Raw genomic sequence first — 21,312 nt, 5'->3', positions numbered from 1 at the left:
ATTTCGCAGAAACGCGCGACAATAGCCGATCAAATCTCCTCGTCATCAGGTTGTCGCAATAGCCATCGTCCCCACGTGAACGCACCGAAGCCGATGGCGAAGGGAACGCCGCCGATGATCAGGGGCAGGAGGATCGCGGAGGGCTCGCGTATCGCCACCTCGAAGCCGCTGACGACGACCACCAGCGAGCACAGCCCGCTGCACGCCATGATCAGGATTCCCGCTGCCAGGAGCAGTCCGCCGAACAGTCGTTTCATCCTTCCCCCCTCGCTCGTGCGAGCACCGATTCCCCTTCCGCCCCCGGACGGTAGAAGCTGTTGTAGGTATCGAACGGAATGATCTGCCGATCGGGCGTCACGAAATGCACGCAACTGCGCTTCACGGTGGCCAGGTCGAAATTGTAGCGGTCCAGGAACTGCAGGATGACCACACGGAAGCTGCTCGCATAGCCGAGAGTCTCGGGCACCAGCGCGTTGGGCAGGCAGCACAGGACCTCCGCCAGCTTCTCCTCCGTATTGCATTGCGTGGTGGCGAGGCTGAGCAGGTCGACCATGGCCTGGCGGAGCGCCGGATAGGCTTCGTAGCTGATCGTGTTCGGCCCCTGCAGGATCAGTTCGCGCGGCAGGAGCGAGGTGATCGGCGTGACGGTGCGGCCGTCGCGCAGGCCATAGCCGATGCAGATCTGGTCGGGATTGCAGGGCAGCGGGATCATGTCCTCGGCCGCGAAGACGCCGGCCTTCACCACCTCCCGCCGGATCTGCGTGAGCAGCATCCGATTGGCCTTGGCGTCGAAGCCTTGGTTGCGGCCGGCATCCTGCACCGGCTGGAACGTCACGCCGCGCACGCACGACCATTCGAGCGCGTGATTGACGATGGCGGCGATCTCGCCGTCATTCACGCCGCGCTTCACCACCGCGACCAGCGTCGTCGACAGCCCGACGCGCTCGAGCGCCTCGAGCGCCGCCCGGCGGATGCGCGACAGCCTGGCGCCGCGCAGGTTGAGCAGCGCGCCGTCGTCCATGCTGTCGAACTGGAGATAGACCTCCAGCCGGGGAGCGTAGCCGGCCAGGCGGGTCACGAACGCCTCGTCCTGGGCGATCCTAACGCCGTTGGTGTTGATCATGACGTGGCGGATCGGCCGGCGCTTCACCGCGTCCAGAATCTCGAAGAATTGCGGGTGCAGCGTCGGCTCGCCGCCCGAAAGCTGGACGAGATCGGGCTCGCCCTCGCTCTCGACGAGCGCATCGAGCATCGACTCGATCACCTCGAGCGGCAGATGGCCGCCGTGCATGTCCTCGGCATCGGCAAAGCAGACCGGGCAGGCGAGGTTGCAGGCGGAGTTCACCTCGACGATCGCAAGGCAGCTGTGCTGCTCGTGATCGGGGCAGAGGCCGCAATCGAACGGGCAGCCGGCTTCGGTCCTGGTCTGCGCGCGCAAGGGGCGGTCCCCCGGCTTGAGCCAGTCCTTCTGCGCGCGCCAATAGGCCAGGTCGTCGCTGATCAGCGTTTTCTGGACGCCATGCGACCGGCAGCGCTTGAGATAGTAGACACAACCGTCCTCGATGATGACCTTCGCGGGGACGAGCTCCAGACATGTCTCGCACAGGCTCGTCGTCTGTCCGTGGAAGATGTAGGGCGCCGCCTTACGCTCCGGCGACGGCTGGACGGTGGCGGCCGCGAGCGATCCAGATGAGGGCATAGGCGCTGAGTCCGATCATCACGAGGTGGAAGACGTTGAACGGGCCGACCAGTGGTGGATAGGGCTTGAGGAATTCCCACGCAAACCGCTGCGCCGCATAGGCGAGCACGAACGCGTGGAACCCGTGCCGCTCCGCCCACGGGCGATGCTTTGCGAGCGCTCGCCAATAGACGACGAGGAAACCGGCCATCGCGAGCGATTCGTAGATCTGGACGGGATGACGCGAGATGCCGTCTCCCAGGTCTACGCCCCAGGGCAGATCGGTCGGGATGCCATAGGTCTGGTCGTCCAGACCGGCGAAGAGGCATCCCCATCGCCCCACGACGATCCCGATCGTCAGTGGGATCACGAACGGCCCGCCGGTCGATTCCCGCACGCCGCGCAGCCACTTCCAGACCTCGACCGCGACGATCGCGCCCGCCAGCGCGCCGGCGATCGAATGCGACAGCACCGGCCGCGAGTCTCGAAGCGTGTTGAGCGAGCCCAACAGCCAGGCGCCGAGCGCTGCGCCTGCCGCGAGGCTGACGAAGTAACTCGGCACGGACTGCCGCGAGAGCCGCTCGACGCTGGCGCGGCGGTGGCGATACACCCATCGCGCACCGAGAAACGCGGCAAGCCACGCCGTCAGGTCGCCGACATAGTGGAGCCAGGGAGCTGCGGGAACGTGAAGCACGCCCGTCGATACCATATCGGCCACATGTTTAGGGCTCGATCCATCTGAGTTGAAGCAGACCTGTACCCCGGCGAAGGCCGGGGCCCAGCTGCAAGCAGCCCGAGACTGGGCCCCGGCCTCCGCCGGGGAACGGATTCAAACTGCCTGAATCCGACACTAGGGCCTGTCTTGTTCAGGATGAATTCAAACGGAACCGCTTGTCACCCTCACCCTTCCGCGGCTTCGCCGCTCCCTCCCTCTCCCGTTGGGAGAGGGAAGGGGCCCGCCGCCGAAGGCGGTGGGAAGGGTGAGGGTGACCGTCGCTTCCAATCGATCTCATTCCACTCCAGGCGCCGAACCCGCCTCAATCGACGACGTCGATGATCACGCGCTTGTATCGCGTCAGGCGCGGCGTGCCGTGGTCGGTGACGGCGAGGATGACATGGATCGTGCCGGTGCCGGGCGGCACCACGCGGTCGGTCTTGACCGTCAGCCACGCCTTCGGCTGGTCGGCGTCGTTGACCGGGAGCTTTACGCCCGAGACGTTGTTCGACATGCTGCGCGTGCCCGCCTCCTCGTACACGAACCAGTCGTAGGAGAGGGCGTCGCCATCGGGATCGCTCGATCCCGCCGCGCTCAGGTCGACGCGCTGGCCCGGCTTCGCGGTGATGGATGCGGGCATGTCGAGCCTCGGCACCGGCGGATGGTTGGCCTGGCGGCACGGCTTGATGGTCCAGTCCATGCGCGCGACGAAATCGTTCTGGAAGGCGGCGCGCCAGCGCCACACCGTGGCGTACTGGTCGTCGTGCCATTCGCCGTCATGGCCCAGCACCTCGTCGCTGGCGTCGGTCCAGATCGGCCGCGTCTCGGGCGCCAGGAACCACTTGCGCATGGGCGGCGTGTAGAGCTCGTAGCGGCCGCCCCAGCCGCCCCAATTCGGGTGATCGGGGTCGTTGAGGCCGTTGTCGATCAGGTACAGGAACGACGGCGTGTCGCCCTCCATCTGGAACTTCCAGTTGGGATATTCGTCGCTGAGCGGCCCCTTGCCGCGGATGTTGCGGTCGATCCATTCGTTGGTGACCAGCGAATAGTCGCCGCCGGCGAACCGGCCGTGGAACTTGTCGCCGCTGATCCCGATCCAGGTCGAGTGGTGGAAGGTGTTCCCGGGATTGACGATGTAGAACAGGCCCGGGAACTCGCGCCGGATCCAGGGGCCGCTGTCGTCCTGGTCGGAGATGGCATAGACCCTGAGCTTGGCGACGAAGCTGGCGAGTTCGGCCTTCGACCGCGTCTGCCGGACCTTCCACAACGCCTGGGCGAGCACGCTCGGCCCGCCCCAGACCGTCACCCAGAGCGGGCGATCGTCGGCACGGTCGACCGCGCGGATCAGCAGGTCCGATCCGGACGAGTCCATGCCCGGCCCCACGCCCTTGATCCCGTCGGTCAGCGGGCCCTGCGCGATCCTCGTACGCAGCTCGCCAGCCGTGGGAAAGCCGGGCTCGTGCAACTCGAGATTGTCGCGTACCTTGCCATAGGCGGTGACGATGTCGCCGATTAGCTCGGGGAAGACGCCGCGGCTGTTCCTGGTCGCGACCAGCCCTTCGATGTCGAACTGGTTGGCGTAGGTCATCAGCCGGACCATCGACATGCGGTCGTCGGGGTCGCCGCCGATGTCGGTGAGGACGAACAGCCGCCGCTTCGACGGTGCCTCCTGAGCGGTGCCGCAAGCCTCTGCCCAGGCGGCCTGCGGAACGGCGACGACCGCCGCCAGAACCGCGATCGCGATCCGGCGCCAACGGGTCACAGCATTTCCAGCGCGAGCAGGTTCCAATCCATGAATCCCTTGTGACTGAGCGGCCTGCCGGTGTCCGGGTGATAATATTCGTTCAGGCTGCCGTCCGCCGCGAGCGACGCCACCAGCAGCGATACGGTCTTGTCGGCGAGGTCGTCCGCCTCCCGCCGATAGCCATAGGCCGACAGCGCCTTCCACACGAAATAATTGGAGATGATCCAGACCGGCCCGAGCCAGTTGCTGGGATTGCTGGAAAAGGCGAGCGTATACATCCGCTCGCGGTTCGACAGCGTGCGCACGCCATGCTCCGCGCGCAGCCGATCGTCGGCGAGATAGTTCCTCTCGATCATGGCCCTGGCCTGCTCCGCGGTCGCGAGGCCGCACCAGAGCGGCAGGAAGCCGGTGAACAGCTGCAGCCGCATCGGCAGGGTCGACCACGACATGTCCATGCCGGGAGCGACATTGGTGATGAGCGCTGCGCGACGATCGACGCACTGGACGTCGACCGTGTAGAAGAAGGCATCGCGCGGATCCCAGCATTCGCGGAGGATCGCCGCGCCGAGCCGCTCGATCCGCTTGGCCAGGGCCGCGCGCTCCTCCGCCGGGCGATTCAGCCTCGCCGCCAGCTCCGTCAGGGCGCGCAGGTCCTGGTAGAAGAGGCAGTTCAGCAGGAGGTTCGCCGACGAGAAGGGCGGCCGGCCGAAGGTGGTGGGATCATTGTCGTTGCCGATCGCGACGTCGTTGCTCCACACCAGCAGGCCCGGGCCGGCTTCGTTGTGCGCGCGCCAGCTGTCGTGGAACCGGGCGAGCTTGTCGAATATGGGGCCGCACCAGCCGGCATCGCCGGTACGGTCGGCGATCAGCAGCGCAAGCTGCGCCATGACCGGCTTCGCCTGGTTCCGGTCGCGCGTCGCGAACGGAAAGCGATTCGCATCCCGGTCGGCCGACGCCATTACGATCGGCAGCCGTCCGTCGGGCTGCTGGTTGTCGAGGAAGTTGAGCAGGCTCCCCTTGGCGTGGTCCGCCACCTGCCGCTTCAGCGCCGCATCGCCGGTGACCTCGGCGAGCGCGAACAGGCCGCGCACCGTCCACAGCGTATCCCAGTCCCACAGCTCCGCCGAATATTGCCGGGCAGGAAGGGTGGGGGCGATCGAAGGATGGCGAAAGAAATCCTGTGCCGGACGCAGCAGTTTCGGACCGTTGGCGCGAAGATAATCGACCAACGGCTGCGCCTCGGCACGCCGCGCACTCTTCGGTGAGGCGCTCACGGTCCGGGACCTCGTGAGCGCCGCCGCGGCGAGCGCCGATCCGATCGCCTGTCGCCGGGAGATGCCGCTCATCGCCCTAGAACTTCACACGCACGCCGGCGTAGAACTGGCGCCCGTTCAGCCGGTAGTTCACCCAGCGCCGTGCCACGGAGTCGCTGTACTGAACGTCGGCCTGGTTGGTCAGGTTGAGCGCGTCCACGCTGATCGTCAGATTCTCGGTGATGTCGTATGAGGCCGAGGCATCGACATAGGTCGCGCCGCGCGTCCCAGCCACGTCCTGATTGAAGGCGGCCGGAACGCCCGTCAGATACTGGTCGCGGTAGTTGACCGACCCGCGCGCCTGGAAGCCGCCCTTCTCGTAATAGAGCGTACCGTTGATCGAGTTCTTGGACAGATTGAGCAGCGTCGCGGTGACCAGTGCCGCCCCGGCGCGATATTTGATGTCGGAATCGACATAGGTGTAGTTGGCGAGCACGCCGAAGCCGCTGAGCAGTCCGGGCAGGAAGGTGAACTGCTGCTGGAGGTTGAGCTCGACCCCCTTGAGCGGACCGCCCGGCGTATTCGTGACGTTGGTGATGACGAAATCGGTGTCGGGCGTGACGTTGGTGCCGGCGAGAAGCTCGGCCGGCAGCCCCGTCGTCGAATAGGGCGCGGTGATCGTGTTCGATTGGATGTAGGTGCTGATCTTCTTGTAGAAGGCGCCGATCGAGACGATCGATCCCCGGCTCGGGTACCATTCGATCGAGGCGTCGAGATTGTCCGACTTGAACGGCTTCAGGTACGGATTGCCGGTGGTCACGGTCCGCGACCCGCCGGAGACGTTGACGGTGGTGGCGCCGGCCAGGCTGCCGAGCGGCGGACGCGAGATGGTTCGGGCTGCGGCCAGCCGGACGACGAGGCTGTCGCTCGGCTCGAACGCGAGGTTCGCGGACGGCAGGAAGTTGCGATAGGTCCGGTTGACCTCGGTCGGCACCACCCCGCTGGGATCGACCGATACGGGCACCGTCGTCAGGAAGTTGGACCGCTGCTTCGTGATCGTGAACCGCCCGCCGAGGTTGCCGCGCACGCGCATCCCCAGCAGCTCGCTGTCGAAGCTGGCCATTCCGTAAAAGGACCAGTCCTGCTCCTGCACCGACCGGTTGTCGCCGCGCGCCGCGGACACCGTGTTGGAGAGCTGGGCGCGACCCGTGTTGGAGAAGATATCGTACGTATCGGCGAAGGCGGAGATGTTGGGCGTCGTCCAGCATTTGGTGTTGCCCGCCGGCATGTCGAACGCCTCGAAACCGCAGAACTGCTCGGTCAGGTCCTGGATGCTGGAGCCGGCGGGGATCGCCGGCCAATCCGCCTCGCCCAGCAGATAGCGCAGCGATTGCGAGGCGAACTTGTACTTCTTGTATTCGGCGCCGACCATCAGCTTGAGGTCGTCCGCCGCCTCGAACGTCAGGTCGGCGCGCGCGGTGGTGTTGCGGTTCTGGATATAGTTCGGCCGCAGGCGGATCTCCGGCCCGGTCGCGCCGGTACCGCCCGGCTGGGTCACGCGCGGCCCGAAATACCAGTTGGCGGGATTGGCGACGTCGATCCCCCAGTCGATCTGCGGCGCATTCTGGCCGTTCGGCCGCAGGTCGTAGGAGAAATTGTCGACGTTGAACGAGTCGATCTGGGTCGAGATATCCACGAAATTGTCGAAGTCCGACCGCGAATGGCCCGCCAGCGCCTTCAGCGTGAGCCGGTCACCGAGCTTCTGCTCGAGCGCCAGCGTCGCCTGCACGAACTCGGTGGTGAAATTGTCGCGGTTGTGCTCGGATCTGAGGTCGACGTTGTCGAGTAGCGCATAGATCAGCGAGTTGTTCGAATCGATGATGCCGTCGCGGACGATCGTCTCGGGCTTGCCGCCCTGCGACGCGGCGCGGCTCAGGCCGATCGGCTCGAGCGCCCAGTCGTCGCGCTTCACGTCGAACTTCGAATAGAGCACGTCGAGGACCAGGTTGGTGCGGTCGCTCGGCTTCCACTGGACGCTGCCGGTGAAGCCCAGCCGCTCGGTCCTGCCGACGCCCTGCACGTAGCGCGGGAAGCGAGGGTTGTAGACCTTGGGGTCCTGGAGCTGGTTGTAAACGGCCAGGTTGGTGCCCGCGCACGCCGCTGGCCTCGCGACCGGATTGCAGAAACCGCCGTCGCCGATGCCCTGGTTCCAGTCGCCCGAATTGCTCTGCTGGAAATTGCCCGATTGGCGGGAATAGGCCCCCGATACGAGGAAGCCGAGCGTGCCGTCCGCCGTCTGCGTCGCGAACACCGCGGCGAGGCGCGGGTCGACCTTCTTGGCCTGGTCGTTGTAGCCGCCCTGGGCGGACAGGGTGACCGTCGTCTTTCTGAACGACAGCGGCCGCGCGGTCGTCAGGTCGACAGTGGCGCCGAGCGATCCCTCGGGCAGGTCGGCCGCGGCCGTCTTGCGGACGTCGATCTGGCTGAACAGCTCGGACGCGAAGACGTTGAAGTCGAAGCCGCGCGACCGGTTGGCGCCGTTGTAGCCGTCGGTCGTCGCCTGGCTCTCCATGCCGTTGATGCGGGTCGAGGTGAAGTCGCCGCCGAGCCCGCGCACAGATATCGACCGGCCCTGACCCTGATCGCGCGAGATGGCGATGCCGGGGACACGCTGGATCGATTCGGCGAGGTTGTTGTCCGGAAACTTGGCGATGTCCTCGGCGACGATCGAGTCGACCACGCCGGCGCTCTCGCGCTTGATGTCGAGCGCGCGCTGGAGGCTGCTGCGGAAGCCGGTGACGATGATGTCGCCGGGCTGGGGGCCATCGCCGACCTGGGCCTGTGTTTCCCCTTCAGCAGGTGCTGTTTGGGCATGAGCTGGCGAAACGAGGTTCGCGAGCAGCATCGCGCCGAGCGATGCACCGGCCAAGCTGTGCGATGATATACGGCGTGCCATGTTTCCTCCCCTCCATTGCCGGCCATTCGGACCGCCTAGCGACGCCTGTTTCCGTGAAGCTGGCGCCGACGCTCGAATCGGAGGGGCGGTAACGCTCGCAAACATACCTCCCCTCGACAGGCGGTCGCCGTTTCGGCGATCCGCCATTCTATCACTCCTGCCAAACTGGTATTATCAGCAGCTGATAACGCCATCGTAGGACGGCAAAAAACGTCGAGTCAACCGCTAATGGTTGCGCTAACTCGACGTGGTGGGGCGCATTTGAGCTGGGATGTATCCTGTGGGGGAGGCGGCGTCAGATGCGGGCGCTATCCGCCTCCGACAGTCGCATTCGCCGCGCAACCTTATCGTCTGAGCCGTTAAGATATAATATTTCGTATACTATATTTGACTTTTGAGCCATAGAGCGCGATGATCGGTCCGACCGAAAGGGAGGACCTCATAATGCGGCATCGTCGGACAAGATTTTATTGGACAGCTGCGGTGGCGGCCTTGCTGCCGACCATGGCTTACGCCCAGGCGGCGCAAGAGGCGGATGCGGGGGCGTCCGAGGAAATCGTCGTCACCGGCACGCGCATCAAGCGCCCCGATCTGGAGAGCAACAGCCCCCAGACGGTGATCGGGCAGGAGGAGTTCAAATATCAGGGCGCGACGACGGTCGAAGGGGTGCTGAACCGGCTGCCGCAGTTCACCGCCGACGCCAACGAGAACGTCTCCAACGGATCTGACGGCACGTCGAACATCAACCTGCGCAACCTCGGCTCCAATCGCGTGCTGGTGCTGGTCAACGGCCAGCGGATGCTGCCGCAGCAGGCGATCGACCTCAATTTCGTGCCGGGCAGCCTGGTCGAGCGCGTCGACGTGATGACCGGCGGCGCCTCGGCGGTCTACGGCTCCGACGCGCTGTCGGGCGTCGTGAACTTCGTGCTGAAGGACAATCTCGACGGCGTGCGCGTCGACGCACAGGTCGGCTTCGCCCAGCACGACAACGACAATCGCGCGGTGCGCAGTCTGCTGAGCGAGAAGGGATATGCCCTTGCCCCCAAATCGGTGGCGGACGGCGGCAAGCAGGACGTCACCATCTCGGCCGGCAAGAACTTCGCCGACGGCCGCGGCAACGTCACCGTCTACGGCGGCTACCGCCATTTCAGCCCGGTCAAGCAGTCGAGCCGCGACGTCTCGTCCTGCGCGCTCCAGGCGGCGGACGAGAATACGCTGTTCTGCGGCGGATCGAGCAACACGCCCTACGGCACCTTCGTGCCGCTGGAGGGCGCCTTCCAGGGCCAGACGCTGACCAACAACCGCGACGGCACGCAGACCTTCGTGCCCTACGACAATAGCTACGCCTATAATTATGCCCCCGACAATTACTTCCAGCGCTCGGACGAGCGCTACACCGCCGGGGCATTCGCGAAGTTCGAGCTGAGCAAGGCGGCCGAGGTCTACGGCAGCTTCATGTACATGCGCGATCACACCTTCTCGCAAGCGGCGCCCTCGGCGATCTTCCTCGGCTCGCCCTTCGCGATCTCGTGCAACAATCCGCTGGCGAGCGCGAGCCAGCTGCAGACGCTGTGCGGGGCCAAGGCCGGCACGAGCCAGACCGCCGATGCGCTGGTCGGCTATCGCATGACGATCGCACCGCGGCGCGACGATCTGCGCCACACCGACTATCGCTACACCGCGGGCGTGCGCGGCGATCTCGGCAGCGGGTTCAGCTATGACCTGAACTATCTCTACTCGCTGGTGCGCTACAAGGAGCGGTATCTCAACAACGTCGACGCGGTGAAGGCGCAGCGTGCGTTGGACGTGGTCAGCGTGGGCGGCACGCCGACCTGCCGTTCGGTGGTCGACGGCACCGATCCGGACTGTATCCCGGTCAACGTGTTCCAGGCTGGCGGCGTCACGGCGGAGCAGGGGAGCTATATGTTCACCCCGAGCAACACCGCGTCGCGCAACTCGCTGCGGGCCTTCTCGGGCACTCTGAGCGGCGACCTTGGCCAGCTTGGTATCACTAGCCCCTGGGCGAGCCGCGGCATCTCGATCGCAGTCGGCGCCGAGCAGCGCCGTGAAACGCTGAAGTTCACCGCCGACGAGATCGCGCAGCAGGGCGGCGCGACCAACGCCGACGGCATCATCAGCGTGGTCGAAGGCTATGGCGAGATCGAGATCCCGATCATCGAGGACAAGCCCTTCTTCCGTTCGCTGACCATCAACGGCGGCGTGCGTTATTCCTCCTACGACAACAAGCAGAACTCGACCGGATTCAAGTCGAGCTACAACGTCTGGACCTACAAGGGCGAGCTGAGCTGGCAGCCGATCGAGGACCTGCGCCTGCGCGCCAGCTACAATCACGCGATCCGTGCGCCGAACGTCGCGGAGCTGTTCGCGTCGCAGTCGGTCGGCAACGTCGCGGCGCAGGACCCCTGCGCCGGATCGAGCCCGTCGGCGTCGGCGTCGACCTGCGCGCTGACCGGGGTCACGGCGGCCCAATATGGCCATATCGTCGAATGCCCGGCCGACACCTGTTCGGCGCAGGGCGGCGGCAACCGCTTCGTGAAGCCCGAGACCGCCGACACCTGGACCGCCGGCTTCGTGCTGTCGCCGCGCGCGCTGAAGGGGTTCTCGCTGTCGATCGACTATTACCGGATCAAGGTGAAGGACTATATCAGCTCGATCGACCCGTCGCTGATCATCAGCCAGTGCGTCGCGACCGGCGATCCCTTCTACTGCAGTCTGTTCAACCGCGATCCGCGTTCGGGCGCGATCTTCGGGCAGAACGGCTACATCGTCTCGACCACGCTCAACACCGGCTATCTCCAGACCTCCGGCATCGACGTGATCGGGGACTATACGTTCGGCATTGGGTCGCTGGGCAAGTTCAACGTCAACGTGATCGGCACCTGGCTGGCCGAGCAGGTGGCGGAGCCGCTGCCGGGGCTCGGCACCTACGACTGCAAGGGTCTCTACGGCTATACCTGCGGCCAGCCTTCGCCCGAATGGCGCCATGTCGCGCGCTTCACCTGGATGGCGCGGGGCGACACCACGCTGTCGCTGTCGTGGCGCCACCTGGGATCGACCAAGCTGTCGAGCCTGTCGGACAATCCCTTCCTCACCGGCACGCCGAGCGTGATCAACAAGCGGATCGAAGCCTATAACTATTTCGACCTGTCGGTGACCCAGGCGGTCGGCAAGCAGCTGCAGTTGCGCATGGGCGTGAACAACCTGCTCGACAAGGATCCGCCGGCGATCGCCGCGGGCATCCTGTCGGCGTTCGGCAACGGCAACACCTATCCGGGCGTCTATGATCCGCTCGGCCGGACGGTGTTCTTCGGGGCCACGGTCAACTTCTGATGAAGGGGAGAGCGTCGGGAGGATTTCCCTCCCGGCGCCTCTGCCTGTCGGAGCAGGATCGGCACCGACCGGATGGCACGCCGGTCAGCTGGTCGTCTGCTTTTCCTCATAATAGAGCGGCCCCAGCGCATCGATGATCGCCACGGCATCCAGCGCGCGTTGCGGATCCGCGCCGGCATCGACGTAGCGAATGGTGAGCTCGGTCTTGAAGCCCGTCGGCCGGCTGCTGATCTCGACTCCATATTGCGTCGTCGTCATGCGCCGCGAGAAATCCTTCCGTTCGACGATCACGAAGGCCGGCTTTCCCGCCGCGCGCGTCACCTCGGCCGCACGCAGCAGCGTCATCTCCTGGACGAGGGCCGCAGACGGCGTGTTGCCGATGAACTCCACCTTGGTGGTTCCGTCCGGGTTCGCGATCGTGCGGAACCCGTCGGTGCGGCCGATTCCTCCGAGCAGGCTGGTTCCCATACTCAGCGCGCCGCCGACCAGCGCGCCCAGGATATTGGGCCGCGCGCGTTCATAGTCGATGACCGCACGCGGCGTCTCGGGCGCGATCAGCGTGCTCGGGGCGATTCCCGCCAGCTCCTTGAGGCGGTTCTCGCGCAGTTGCTTCTCGAAAGGCGCGACATCGGGCACCAGCCCCGCATCCTTTACGGGAACCGCCGCCCGAAGCGCGGTCAGCAGCTCGATCGTCGCCGCGTCGTACGGCAGCTGCGCGCCCACCAGCGCGCCGATCGCGTCGGCAGACCGCGCTTCCGCTACCGCGATGCGCGCCTCGATCTGGCGGCTGCGGGTCTCGACGTAGCGATCGAGCATGGTGGTCGGCTGGGATGCCAGTTGGGCGAGGGCTCCTTCGACCGGCGCGGGACGCGCCGCAGCCATATGTTTGCGCACCTCGGCGAGGTCGCGGCGCGCACCCGCGGCATCGCCCGTCGCCGCACGGGCATAGGCGGTGTGGAGCGTGATCAGCATGGCCGAAAGCAGCCGCACCGTGTCTGAATCGGGCGCGACGAGGCCGATCGGTTTGAGTGGCTCGCCGGGCCAGTTGACCGTGACGTTCGGGCGCAACGCAAGCACGCCCGCGAAATTACCGATCTCGGCTTCCTTGCTGATCGCCGTCGCCTCCGCCTGAGGATCCAGGCGGGCCGCGGACAGCCATGGCGAGGGTGAGGCGTCGCGCATCGGGCGGGCGGCCTGGACGATCGTGGCCGCCGCGCGCTGAATCTGCAGCGAATAGGGACGCGCTGCGCCCGCTTCGCGTGCTAGCCTGACCGCGCCCGGCATATCGTCCGACTGGGCAAGTGCCAAGGCGCGGAGCAGCTTGAGCGAAACCGCCATGCTGCGCTGATAGAAGCGGTCGTTGGCGAGGTTGGCGGTCGCCGCTTCGGCCGCGTCGATGTCGGCGACGGCCTTGGCGATGTCGCCTATGCCGAGATAGGCCGAAGCCCTCGCGCGCAGCAGATGGGCCCGCCTGAGCGTCTGCGTCGGCAGCAATCGCGGGCTTGCCAGGGCGCGGGTACAAGCGCCGATATCGCCCTTGCGCTGGAACAAGCTGGTGAAGCGCCCGGTCCCCGCCTCGCCGCGCATCCCGTCATCCTGGCGTCCCGGATGAACGCGCCCGTCGCACGCCTCGAAATCACGCTTGTCCGATGATGCCTGCGCCGGCACCGCGACGAGCGTGCCGAGCGCGAGCAGCGCAATCCTGCCCCCCATATTTTGTCCCCCAAACAGACCCCACGCGTTGGTAGGGGAGGAGTATCGATCGGACAAGCGGGCCGATCGGCTTCCCGCGTCCGGTGATGGGATCGTGCTCCTGCGAAGGCAGGAGCCCTGGATTATCGGGAGTGTCGCTTGCGGCCAAGGCTCCTGCCTTCGCAGGAGCACTGACGCCGGATCATCCGCCCCTGACGGCCACCATGACCGCGCCGTGCGCCGGCACGGTGTAGCTCTCCGGCAGGCCGGCGGCGGTGGCGCCCGACCACAGGTCCTGCACCTGGCTGATCGACCGCAGCCCGGCGTCGGCCGCCGTCAGCGCGAAGGATGCCTCATCGGTGCCGCGGTTGAACAATGCCAGCGCGACGCGGCCGTCGGCGAGAGGCTTGGCCCAGACCTCGATCCTGCCGTCCTTGCGCACCGCCTTGCCCTGGATGCCGCGCGGGTCCTGGTCGACGGCGATGACGTGACGGTTGGTCAACAGCGCCAGCATCTCCGGCGTCGTCCTGCGCAGGTCGTGGCCCATCATCAGCGGCGAGGCGGACATCGCCCACAAGGTCATGTGCGTGCGATATTCATCGAGGCTCATCCCGCCGTTGCCGATCTCGAGCATGTCGGCATCGTTCCAGCCGTGCGGGCCGGCGTGATCGGGATCGCCGTTCCTCTCGAACCCGATCTTCGCCATGGTCTCGTAATCATCGGTGATGTCGCCGGTGGTGCGCCACAGCTGGCCCCCGACGTCGCGGCCCCAGCTGCCGACCTCGAAGCGGCCATATTCGCACAGCGAGAAGACGATGCCCCGGCCGGTCGCCTGCAGCGCCGCGCCCATCTCGCGGTAGCTGCGCTTCACCGTATCGGCGTTGGGATAGAACCATTCGCCCGAGCACAGGTCGTATTTCAGATAATCGAAGCCCCAGTCGGCGAAGGTCCTCGCGTCCTGGGCGACATGACCGTAGCTGCCCTCGTAGCCGGCGCAGGTGCGGGGCCCCGGCGAGGAATAGATGCCGATCTTGAGGCCCCTGGCGTGGACATAGGCGGTCAGCGCCTTCATGTCGGGGAACTTGTCGTTGGGCTGGAGTACGCCGTTCGCGTCGCGCCTGCCCTGCCAGCCGTCGTCGATGTTGACGTAGCGATAGCCGGCGTCGCGGAGCCCGCTCGACACCATTGCGTCGGCCATGGCGCGCACCGTCTCGTCGTCGATATGCTCGGCGAACCTGTTCCAGCTGCTCCAGCCCATCGGCGGCGTCGCGGCCAGCCGGCTGGCGATCGGTGCGCCGAGCGGCGGCAGCGGCGCGACCTTGAACGCACGGGCCTTCGCCGCCTTTGCGGTGCCGCGATAGCCGGTGGCGTCGACTTCGGTTGCCCAGATCTGCCCCTGCAAGCGCACCTGCCCCTTGTCGAGGCTGACGCTCCAGCGGCGGAACGGATGGTCGCGGTCGTTGATGTTGCGCGCGTCGAAGATCAGTCGCCCGTTCTCGACGCGCGGGTCGATCATCGTGATCGGACCATACCAGAGGGTGGTGACGCGGCCTTCGATCCTGGTGCCGCGGCTCGTCACCTCCATCATCGTGACGCCGGGCATCGGCGGCGCCTTGTCGAACAGCCAGACGCCGTCGAAGGCGGTGCGGGCGGACGCCGCGGCGGGCGCGAGCATGATGGCCGCGAGGGCGGTGGCGGCGAACAGGGCGCGCGTCATCGCTGATCTCCTTTGGAAGGGATGGGGATGAGGTCAGGCGGCGGCCGCGGCCTGCCGCGCGGCATCGCTCCTGCGGCGGCCGTAGAGGGCGTAGAGCAGCAGGCCGATGACGTTCCACGCGCCGAAGCGGACCAGCGTGGTGCCGGGCAGGCTGAACAGCAGATAGGCGCAGCCGAGGATGGTCAGCGTCCCCACTACATAGGGCTGCGGGCAGCGGAACAGGCGCGGCAGCTCGGGCGAGCGGCGGCGCAGGATCATCAGGCAGGCGCCGACCGAGATGAAGGCGACCAGCGTGCCGGCATTGGCTAGCTCCGCGATCTCGTCGAGGCGGAAGATGCCGGCGACCAGCGCGATCGACAGGCCGGTCACCAGGGTGATGCGCGTCGGCGCGCCGGTGCGCGGGCTGACCGCCGCCAGGCTCTTCGGCAGCAGGCCGTCGCGGGCCATGACGAAGAACACGCGGCTCTGCCCGTACATCATCACCAGGATGACGGAGGGGAGAGCGATCACCGCCGCCAGTGCGATCAGATGCGCGGCGCCCGGATGGCCGAGCTGGCGCAGCACCAGCGCCAGCGGTTCGGGCGAGTTGGCGAGCTGGAGGAAAGGCAGGGCGCCGACCGCGGCGATCGCGACCGCCATGTAGATGGCGGTGCAGACCAGCATCGATCCGATGATGCCGATGGTGAGATCGCGGCCAGGATTCTTCGCTTCCTCCGCCGACGTCGCCACCGCGTCGAAGCCGTAGAAGGCGAAGAACACGATCGCCGCCGCCGCCATCACCCCGCGCGTCTCGCCGCCGATCTGGGTGCTGGCGAAGCCATAGGGCATGAAAGGCTCGAGATTGCCCGACTGGAAGGCGGGCAGCGCGAGCGCGACGAAGATCGACAGCGCGACCAGCTTGATGATGACGAGGACGATGTTGAGCGTGGCGCTCTCGCGCGTGCCGGCGATCAGCAGGCCCATGACGGCGAGCGCAACAAGCACCGCGGGCAGATTGACGATGCCGCCGCCGTGAGGGCCGACCAGCAGCATCTGCGGCAGGTGGATGCCCGCCGACTGGATCCAGCCGACCAGATAGCCCGACCATCCGACCGCGACGGTGGAGCAGGCGAGCGAATATTCGAGGATCAGGCTCCAGCCGACGATCCAGGCGATCGTCTCGCCCATCGCGGCGTAGCTGAAGGTGTAGGCGCTGCCCGCGGCGGGGATCAGCGTCGCCATCTCGGCATAGGCGAGCGCGGCGCAGGCGCAGACCGCGCCGGCGATGGCGAACGCCAGGATGACGGCGGGGCCGGCGCGCTCGGCGCCGACGCCGGTCAGCGTGTAGATGCCGGTGCCGACGATCGCGCCGACGCCCAGCGCGATCAGATGCGGCCAGCTGAGGGTCTTGGCGAGGCTATGCCCGGATGCGCGGTTGATCAGCGTCTCGATGGGTTTTCGCGGTCCGAGCATCTGGCCCCCTGATCTGTCTTATGGCTATTGCGTGTGGCTGGCGGCGAAATGCGCGCGCAGGTCTTCGAGCGTGTTGGCGATGTGTTGCGTCAGCAGCTTGTGGAGCAGCTTCGCGTCGCCCGCCACCCAGGCGTCGAGCAGGCCGCGATGCTCCAGATGGGCACGGTCGCCGCGCCCGGCCGGCTCGAGATGCGCCAGCACATAGCGCTCGGCGAGCACCTCCAGCCGCTCGACCAGCTGCGTCGTCAATATGCGCCCGCCCGGCCGCACCAGCGAGACGTGGAACTCGCGGTTGCGCATGGCGACGTCGTTCAGATTGTCATGGGCGGCGGCGTCGAGCGCCTCGAACGCCTTGACCGCGGCCTGCCGGTCGTCGTCGGTCGCCTGGCTGCAGGCGAAGGCGGCCGCCGTCGGCTCGATCGCGAGGCGCAGCTGGTAGATCTCCTCCGCCTCGTCGGACGACATGGCGCGCACGAACCAGCCGCGGTTGGCCTGGCTGGTGAGCAGTCCTTCGTGCTCCAGCCGGGCGAGCGCCTCGCGCAGCGGGATCTTGCTGACGCCCAGCTCCGCCGCGAGCGCGTCCTGCCGCACGGGTTCCTTGACGGGCAGCTTCCCGGCGACGATCCGTTCCCGGATCACCTCGAAAACACGTTCGGCGAGCGTGCGGACAACGATGGTCACCTGTTCATCTCCGTACCGGATGAGGCAGCGCGATCATGACGATCGCTTACATACGATATACGGTAGATAATGGGATTTCGGACAGCAAGCTTGCTCACGAAGAGGTGAATGCCTTGTGCTGGGGCAGTGAACGCATATAACGTATACGATATCAGAAGATCGATGCAACGGGGTTTCGTGGGGCATACGGGAATAATCGGCGGCGGCGTGATCGGCCTGTGCACGGGCATCCGGCTGCTCGATGCGGGGCATTCGGTGGTGATCGTCGACGACGATAGCCGAGCGAGCGCCGCGTCATGGGGCAACGCCGGCCATATCGCGGTGGAGCAGGTGGCGCCGCTGGCGTCGCCTGCGATGATCCGGGCGCTGCCGGGCAAGCTGTTCCTGCGCGGCGGTCCGTTGAGCTTTCCGGCGAGGTCGGCCGCCGCCTGGCTGCCGTTCGGTCTGCGCCTGCTCGCTGCTGCGACGCCGTCGCGGTTTCGCAGCGGATGCGACGCCCTGCGCTCGCTGCTGGAACCGGCGATGTCCGACTGGGAGGCGATGGCGGCGGATATCGGTGCGCCCGGATTGCTGAAGCGGGACGGGCATTATGTGCTGTGGCATGACGGTGCAACGGCCCGGGCGGGCGCGGCGGCCTGGCGCGCGACCGATATCGGCACGGCGACGGTTCGGCCGGCGAGCGAGGCGGAGATCGCGAGGCTCTCGGGCCTGTGCGCGAGGCCGATCGCGGGCGCGATCCGCTTTTCGGGCAGCGGCCAGATTGCCGACCTGGATCAGCTTCGCGCGGCGCTCGAAGCCGCCTTCGCCGCACGAGGGGGGAAGATCGCGCGCGAAAGAACTTCGATCGTGCGGGCGGGCGATCGGGCCGAGCTGTCCTGCCTGGACGTCGACCGGATCGTCGTCTGCGCCGGGGTCCGCTCGCGCGGCCTGATGGAGGCGATCGGCCACAAGGTGCCGATGATCGCCGAGCGCGGCTATCATGTCCGGGCCGACGCCGGGCCATGGCCGGAAGCGATGCCGCCGGTGGTGTTCGAGGAGCGGTCGATGATCGTCACGCGATACCGGGATTGCGTGCAGGCGGCCGGCTTCGTCGAGCTGAGCCGCATCGACGCGCCGGCCGACCCGCGCAAATGGGACCGGCTGGAACGCCACGTCGCCGAGCTCGGCCTGCCGATCGCGGGGCCGTTCCGGCGCTGGATGGGATGCCGGCCCACGCTGCCCGACTATCTGCCGGCGATCGGCCGGTCGGCGCTCGCGCCCAATCTCTACTATGCCTTCGGCCATCAACATCTGGGACTGACGCTGGCGCCGGTCACCGCGCGGCTGATGACGGCGCTGGTGGCGGGGGAGCAGCCGGCGTTGCCGATCGGCGCGTTCGACATAAAGCGCTTTGCCTGAGGAGACGGACAATCATTGGTGGATCGACCGCGGAGACCGAACTGGAGCGCCTGCGCCCCTGGGCTGACCGTGCCGCGCCCATCGCGGCAGCGGAGCGGGACGCGCGGATCGCGCGTGCGGCGGCGCTGACCGCCGATGCCGGCGCCGACGCGCTGCTGGTGAACGCCGGCGCCTCGCTGCGCTACTTCACGGGCGTGCCCTGGGGGCAGAGCGAACGGCTGGTCGCGATGCTGCTGCTGCCGGGGCGGCGGCCGATCATCATCTGTCCGCATTTCGAGATCGGGACGCTCGAAGCCGACCTCGCCATCGCCGCCGACATCCGGTCCTGGCAGGAGGATGAGAATCCGATCCGCCTGGTCGCGGATGCATTGGCGGAGGCAGGTGTCGGGACGCTCGCCCTCGACCCGGAGCTGCCGTTCCATTTCGCCGAGCGGCTGCGGGGCGCCACACCCGCACGGTTGCTCGACGCGACGTCGGTCATCAGCGGCTGCCGCATGGTGAAGTCCGCGGCGGAGCTCGCGCTGATGCAGCAGGCCAAGTCGATGACGCTGGCGGTCCAGGCGGCCGCCGCGCGCATCCTGCGGCCGGGCATCCGCGCAAGCGAGGTGACGCGCTTCATCGACGAGGCGCACCGGCGGCTGGGTGCCGGCGGATCGAGTTTCTGCATCGTCCAGTTCGGCGAGGCGACCGCCTATCCCCACGGCCTGCCCGGCGACCGCGCGCTGGAGGAGGGGCAACTGGTGCTGGTCGACACCGGCTGCACGATCGAGGGCTATCATTCCGACATCACCCGCACCTATGCCTTCGGCGCCGTGTCGCAGGAGGCGCGCGACATCTGGGCGATCGAGAAGGAGGCGCAGCAGGCGGCGTTCGACGCGGTGCGGCCGGGCGAGCCGTGCGAGAGCGTGGACGCCGCGGCGCGCGCGGTGCTGGTGCGGGCGGGGCTGGGACCGGACTATCGGCTGCCCGGCTTGCCGCACCGCACCGGCCACGGCATCGGCCTGTCGATCCACGAGCCCGCCTATCTGGTGCGCGGCGACCGGACGGTGCTGCAGCCGGGCATGTGCTTCTCCAACGAGCCGATGATCGTGGTGCCGGGGCGGTTCGGCATCCGGCTGGAGGATCATTTCCACGTCACCGACACCGGTGCGCGCTGGTTCACCCAGCCGCAAGCGGCGATCGATCGGCCGTTCCCTTGAGGACCCGCCCGACGAGAATGCTGGCGACAAGCACGGTGCCGCCGATCGCCACGGCGACCAGCCCGATCCTGAGATAGGCGTCGAGCACGACCGCCCGGTCGGCGCCGCCGTGCCGTCCGCCCATCGCCTCGATCACCGACGCGATCACCCCGGCGCTGAAATTGCCCGCCGCCGTCGCCAGGAACCAGGCGCCCATCAGGAAGCTCAGCATGTGCCGCGGCGCGAAGCTCGACATGGCGGACAGCCCGACCGGCGACAGGCACATCTCGCCGGTGGCGTGGCAGAGGAAGAGCAGCAGGATGAACAGCAGCGGCACCTTCTGATCGCCGGGGACGAGCAGCTGCGCGGCCGCCATCACCACGAAGCCGGCACCGACCATGATGATCGCGAAGCCGAAATTGCTGAGCGGCGCCGGCGTCCTGTCGAGCCTGGCCAGGCGCAGCCACAGCGCGGCGAAGGGGACGGCGAGCAGGCAGACGCCCAGCGGCGGCAGCGATTGGAACACCGACGCCGGCACCGCGAAGCCGAGGATGACCCGGTCCACATGATTGTCGATGAAGAGGCTGAGCGACGATCCGCTCTGTTCGTAGAGGCCCCAGAAGACCGGCTGGATGACGAGCAGCAGCAATGCATAGAGCAGCTTGCGCCGCTCCTCGCCCTCCAGCCGCGCGACCGCGATATAGACGAGGGCGAGCCCGATCAGGCCGCCGCCGGCCGCCAGCAGCACGCCCGTCGCCCGTGGCGACACCAGCAGCGCCCAGCTCAGCAGCGTCAGCGGCAGCGCGCTCGCATAGATCAGCCACTCCCGGCTGACGCCGAGGATCGGCCGGGCGAGATGCACCGGATCGGGCGGCTCGCCGCGGCCGAGCAGGTAACGCTTGCCGCGGGCGAAGACGACCAGGCCGAGGATCATGCCGATCGCGGCAGCGCCGAAGCCGTAGCTCCAGCCGAGTATCTCGCCGAGCAGGCCGCAGACGATGGGGCCGACGGCGCCGCCGATGTTGATGCCCATGTAGAACAAGGTGTAGGCCGAATCCCGACGCGGGTCGTGCTGGGCATAGAGCTGCCCCACCAGCGCCGAGATGTTGGCCTTCAGGAACCCGGTGCCGACGACGATGAGGGCGAGACCCAGCCAGAAGGCGGGCAGCGCCGACGGCGAGCCATTCAGGAGGTCCTCGGCCCCCAGCACGATATGGCCGGCGGCGATCACGATGCCGCCGAACATCACCGCCTTGCGCTGCCCCAGCCAGCGGTCGGCGAGATAGCCGCCGATCATGGGAGAGAGAAAGACGAGCGCGATATAGGCGCCGTAGAACAGGCCCGACTGCTCGCCGGAAAACAGGAAATGCTTGGTCAGGTAGAAGATGAGCAGCGCCCGCATCCCGTAGAAGGAAAAGCGCTCCCACATCTCCGTGAAGAACAGGACGTAGAGGCCCTTGGGATGGCCCCACAATGTGTCCGGCGCGTCCGCCACGC

At 67.2% G+C, this 21,312-nt stretch carries 14 protein-coding genes; 3 read left to right on the top strand and 11 right to left on the bottom strand.

Annotated features, from left to right (window positions below):
• Nucleotides 1-29: 29 nt before the first annotated feature.
• The 6 genes from LZK98_RS16720 to LZK98_RS16695 form a co-directional block, all read right to left on the bottom strand.
• On the bottom strand, nucleotides 30-257 hold the full coding sequence (locus tag LZK98_RS16720) for a hypothetical protein (RefSeq protein ID WP_233783651.1): 228 nt from the start codon (nucleotides 255-257) through the stop codon (nucleotides 30-32).
• Nucleotides 254-1,699 (bottom strand): radical SAM protein, encoded by a 1,446-nt coding sequence (locus LZK98_RS16715; protein ID WP_233783650.1) that lies wholly within the window; start codon nucleotides 1,697-1,699, stop codon nucleotides 254-256. The genes LZK98_RS16720 and LZK98_RS16715 overlap by 4 nt, the downstream gene beginning before the upstream one ends.
• Nucleotides 1,644-2,372 (bottom strand): prolipoprotein diacylglyceryl transferase, encoded by a 729-nt coding sequence (locus tag LZK98_RS16710; protein WP_233783649.1) that lies wholly within the window; start codon nucleotides 2,370-2,372, stop codon nucleotides 1,644-1,646. The genes LZK98_RS16715 and LZK98_RS16710 overlap by 56 nt, the downstream gene beginning before the upstream one ends.
• Before the next feature lie 343 nt (nucleotides 2,373-2,715).
• Nucleotides 2,716-4,155, bottom strand: coding sequence for a nucleoside hydrolase-like domain-containing protein (locus LZK98_RS16705; protein ID WP_233783648.1), 1,440 nt, complete (start codon nucleotides 4,153-4,155; stop codon nucleotides 2,716-2,718).
• Nucleotides 4,152-5,483 (bottom strand): MGH1-like glycoside hydrolase domain-containing protein, encoded by a 1,332-nt coding sequence (locus LZK98_RS16700; protein WP_233783647.1) that lies wholly within the window; start codon nucleotides 5,481-5,483, stop codon nucleotides 4,152-4,154. The genes LZK98_RS16705 and LZK98_RS16700 overlap by 4 nt, the downstream gene beginning before the upstream one ends.
• Before the next feature lie 4 nt (nucleotides 5,484-5,487).
• On the bottom strand, nucleotides 5,488-8,346 hold the full coding sequence (locus tag LZK98_RS16695; protein WP_233783646.1) for a TonB-dependent receptor: 2,859 nt from the start codon (nucleotides 8,344-8,346) through the stop codon (nucleotides 5,488-5,490).
• A 483-nt stretch (nucleotides 8,347-8,829) separates the two neighbouring features.
• Here LZK98_RS16695 and LZK98_RS16690 point away from each other — a divergent pair, with 483 nt between their 5' ends.
• Nucleotides 8,830-11,697, top strand: coding sequence for a TonB-dependent receptor domain-containing protein (locus tag LZK98_RS16690; RefSeq protein WP_233783645.1), 2,868 nt, complete (start codon nucleotides 8,830-8,832; stop codon nucleotides 11,695-11,697).
• Nucleotides 11,698-11,781: 84 nt separating this feature from the next.
• On the opposite strand, the gene LZK98_RS16685 is transcribed toward LZK98_RS16690, so the two are convergent.
• The 4 genes from LZK98_RS16685 to LZK98_RS16670 all read right to left on the bottom strand — a co-directional run bounded on the left by LZK98_RS16685 (nucleotide 11,782) and on the right by LZK98_RS16670 (nucleotide 17,239).
• Nucleotides 11,782-13,410: a hypothetical protein gene (locus LZK98_RS16685; RefSeq protein WP_233783644.1), complete on the bottom strand. Its 1,629-nt coding sequence runs from the start codon at nucleotides 13,408-13,410 to the stop codon at nucleotides 11,782-11,784.
• Between the two features lie 181 nt (nucleotides 13,411-13,591).
• Nucleotides 13,592-15,106, bottom strand: coding sequence for a glycoside hydrolase family 27 protein (locus tag LZK98_RS16680; RefSeq protein ID WP_233783643.1), 1,515 nt, complete (start codon nucleotides 15,104-15,106; stop codon nucleotides 13,592-13,594).
• A gap of 33 nt (nucleotides 15,107-15,139) precedes the next feature.
• The gene (locus LZK98_RS16675; RefSeq protein ID WP_233783642.1) at nucleotides 15,140-16,558 is read right to left on the bottom strand and encodes an amino acid permease; all 1,419 of its coding nucleotides are present in this window, start codon (nucleotides 16,556-16,558) and stop codon (nucleotides 15,140-15,142) included.
• Nucleotides 16,559-16,582: 24 nt separating this feature from the next.
• On the bottom strand, nucleotides 16,583-17,239 hold the full coding sequence (locus LZK98_RS16670) for a GntR family transcriptional regulator (RefSeq protein WP_233783641.1): 657 nt from the start codon (nucleotides 17,237-17,239) through the stop codon (nucleotides 16,583-16,585).
• Nucleotides 17,240-17,401: 162 nt separating this feature from the next.
• On the opposite strand from LZK98_RS16670, the gene LZK98_RS16665 reads away from it, so the two are divergent.
• Both LZK98_RS16665 and LZK98_RS16660 read left to right on the top strand, forming a co-directional pair.
• Nucleotides 17,402-18,637, top strand: a complete 1,236-nt coding sequence (locus LZK98_RS16665) for an NAD(P)/FAD-dependent oxidoreductase (RefSeq protein ID WP_233783640.1) — start codon at nucleotides 17,402-17,404, stop codon at nucleotides 18,635-18,637.
• A gap of 11 nt (nucleotides 18,638-18,648) precedes the next feature.
• Nucleotides 18,649-19,836, top strand: coding sequence for a M24 family metallopeptidase (locus LZK98_RS16660; protein WP_319937567.1), 1,188 nt, complete (start codon nucleotides 18,649-18,651; stop codon nucleotides 19,834-19,836).
• Here the strand turns inward: LZK98_RS16660 and LZK98_RS16655 are convergent.
• Nucleotides 19,796-21,310, bottom strand: a complete 1,515-nt coding sequence (locus LZK98_RS16655; RefSeq protein ID WP_319937511.1) for a peptide MFS transporter — start codon at nucleotides 21,308-21,310, stop codon at nucleotides 19,796-19,798. The genes LZK98_RS16660 and LZK98_RS16655 overlap by 41 nt on opposite strands.
• Between the last annotated feature and the right edge of the window lie 2 nt (nucleotides 21,311-21,312).

This window comes from Sphingomonas cannabina, assembly GCF_021391395.1.
In the GTDB taxonomy this organism is placed as follows: domain Bacteria; phylum Pseudomonadota; class Alphaproteobacteria; order Sphingomonadales; family Sphingomonadaceae; genus Sphingomonas; species Sphingomonas cannabina.
Note: the sequence above shows the minus strand (reverse complement) of the source record. Positions and strands in the feature narration are given on the sequence as shown.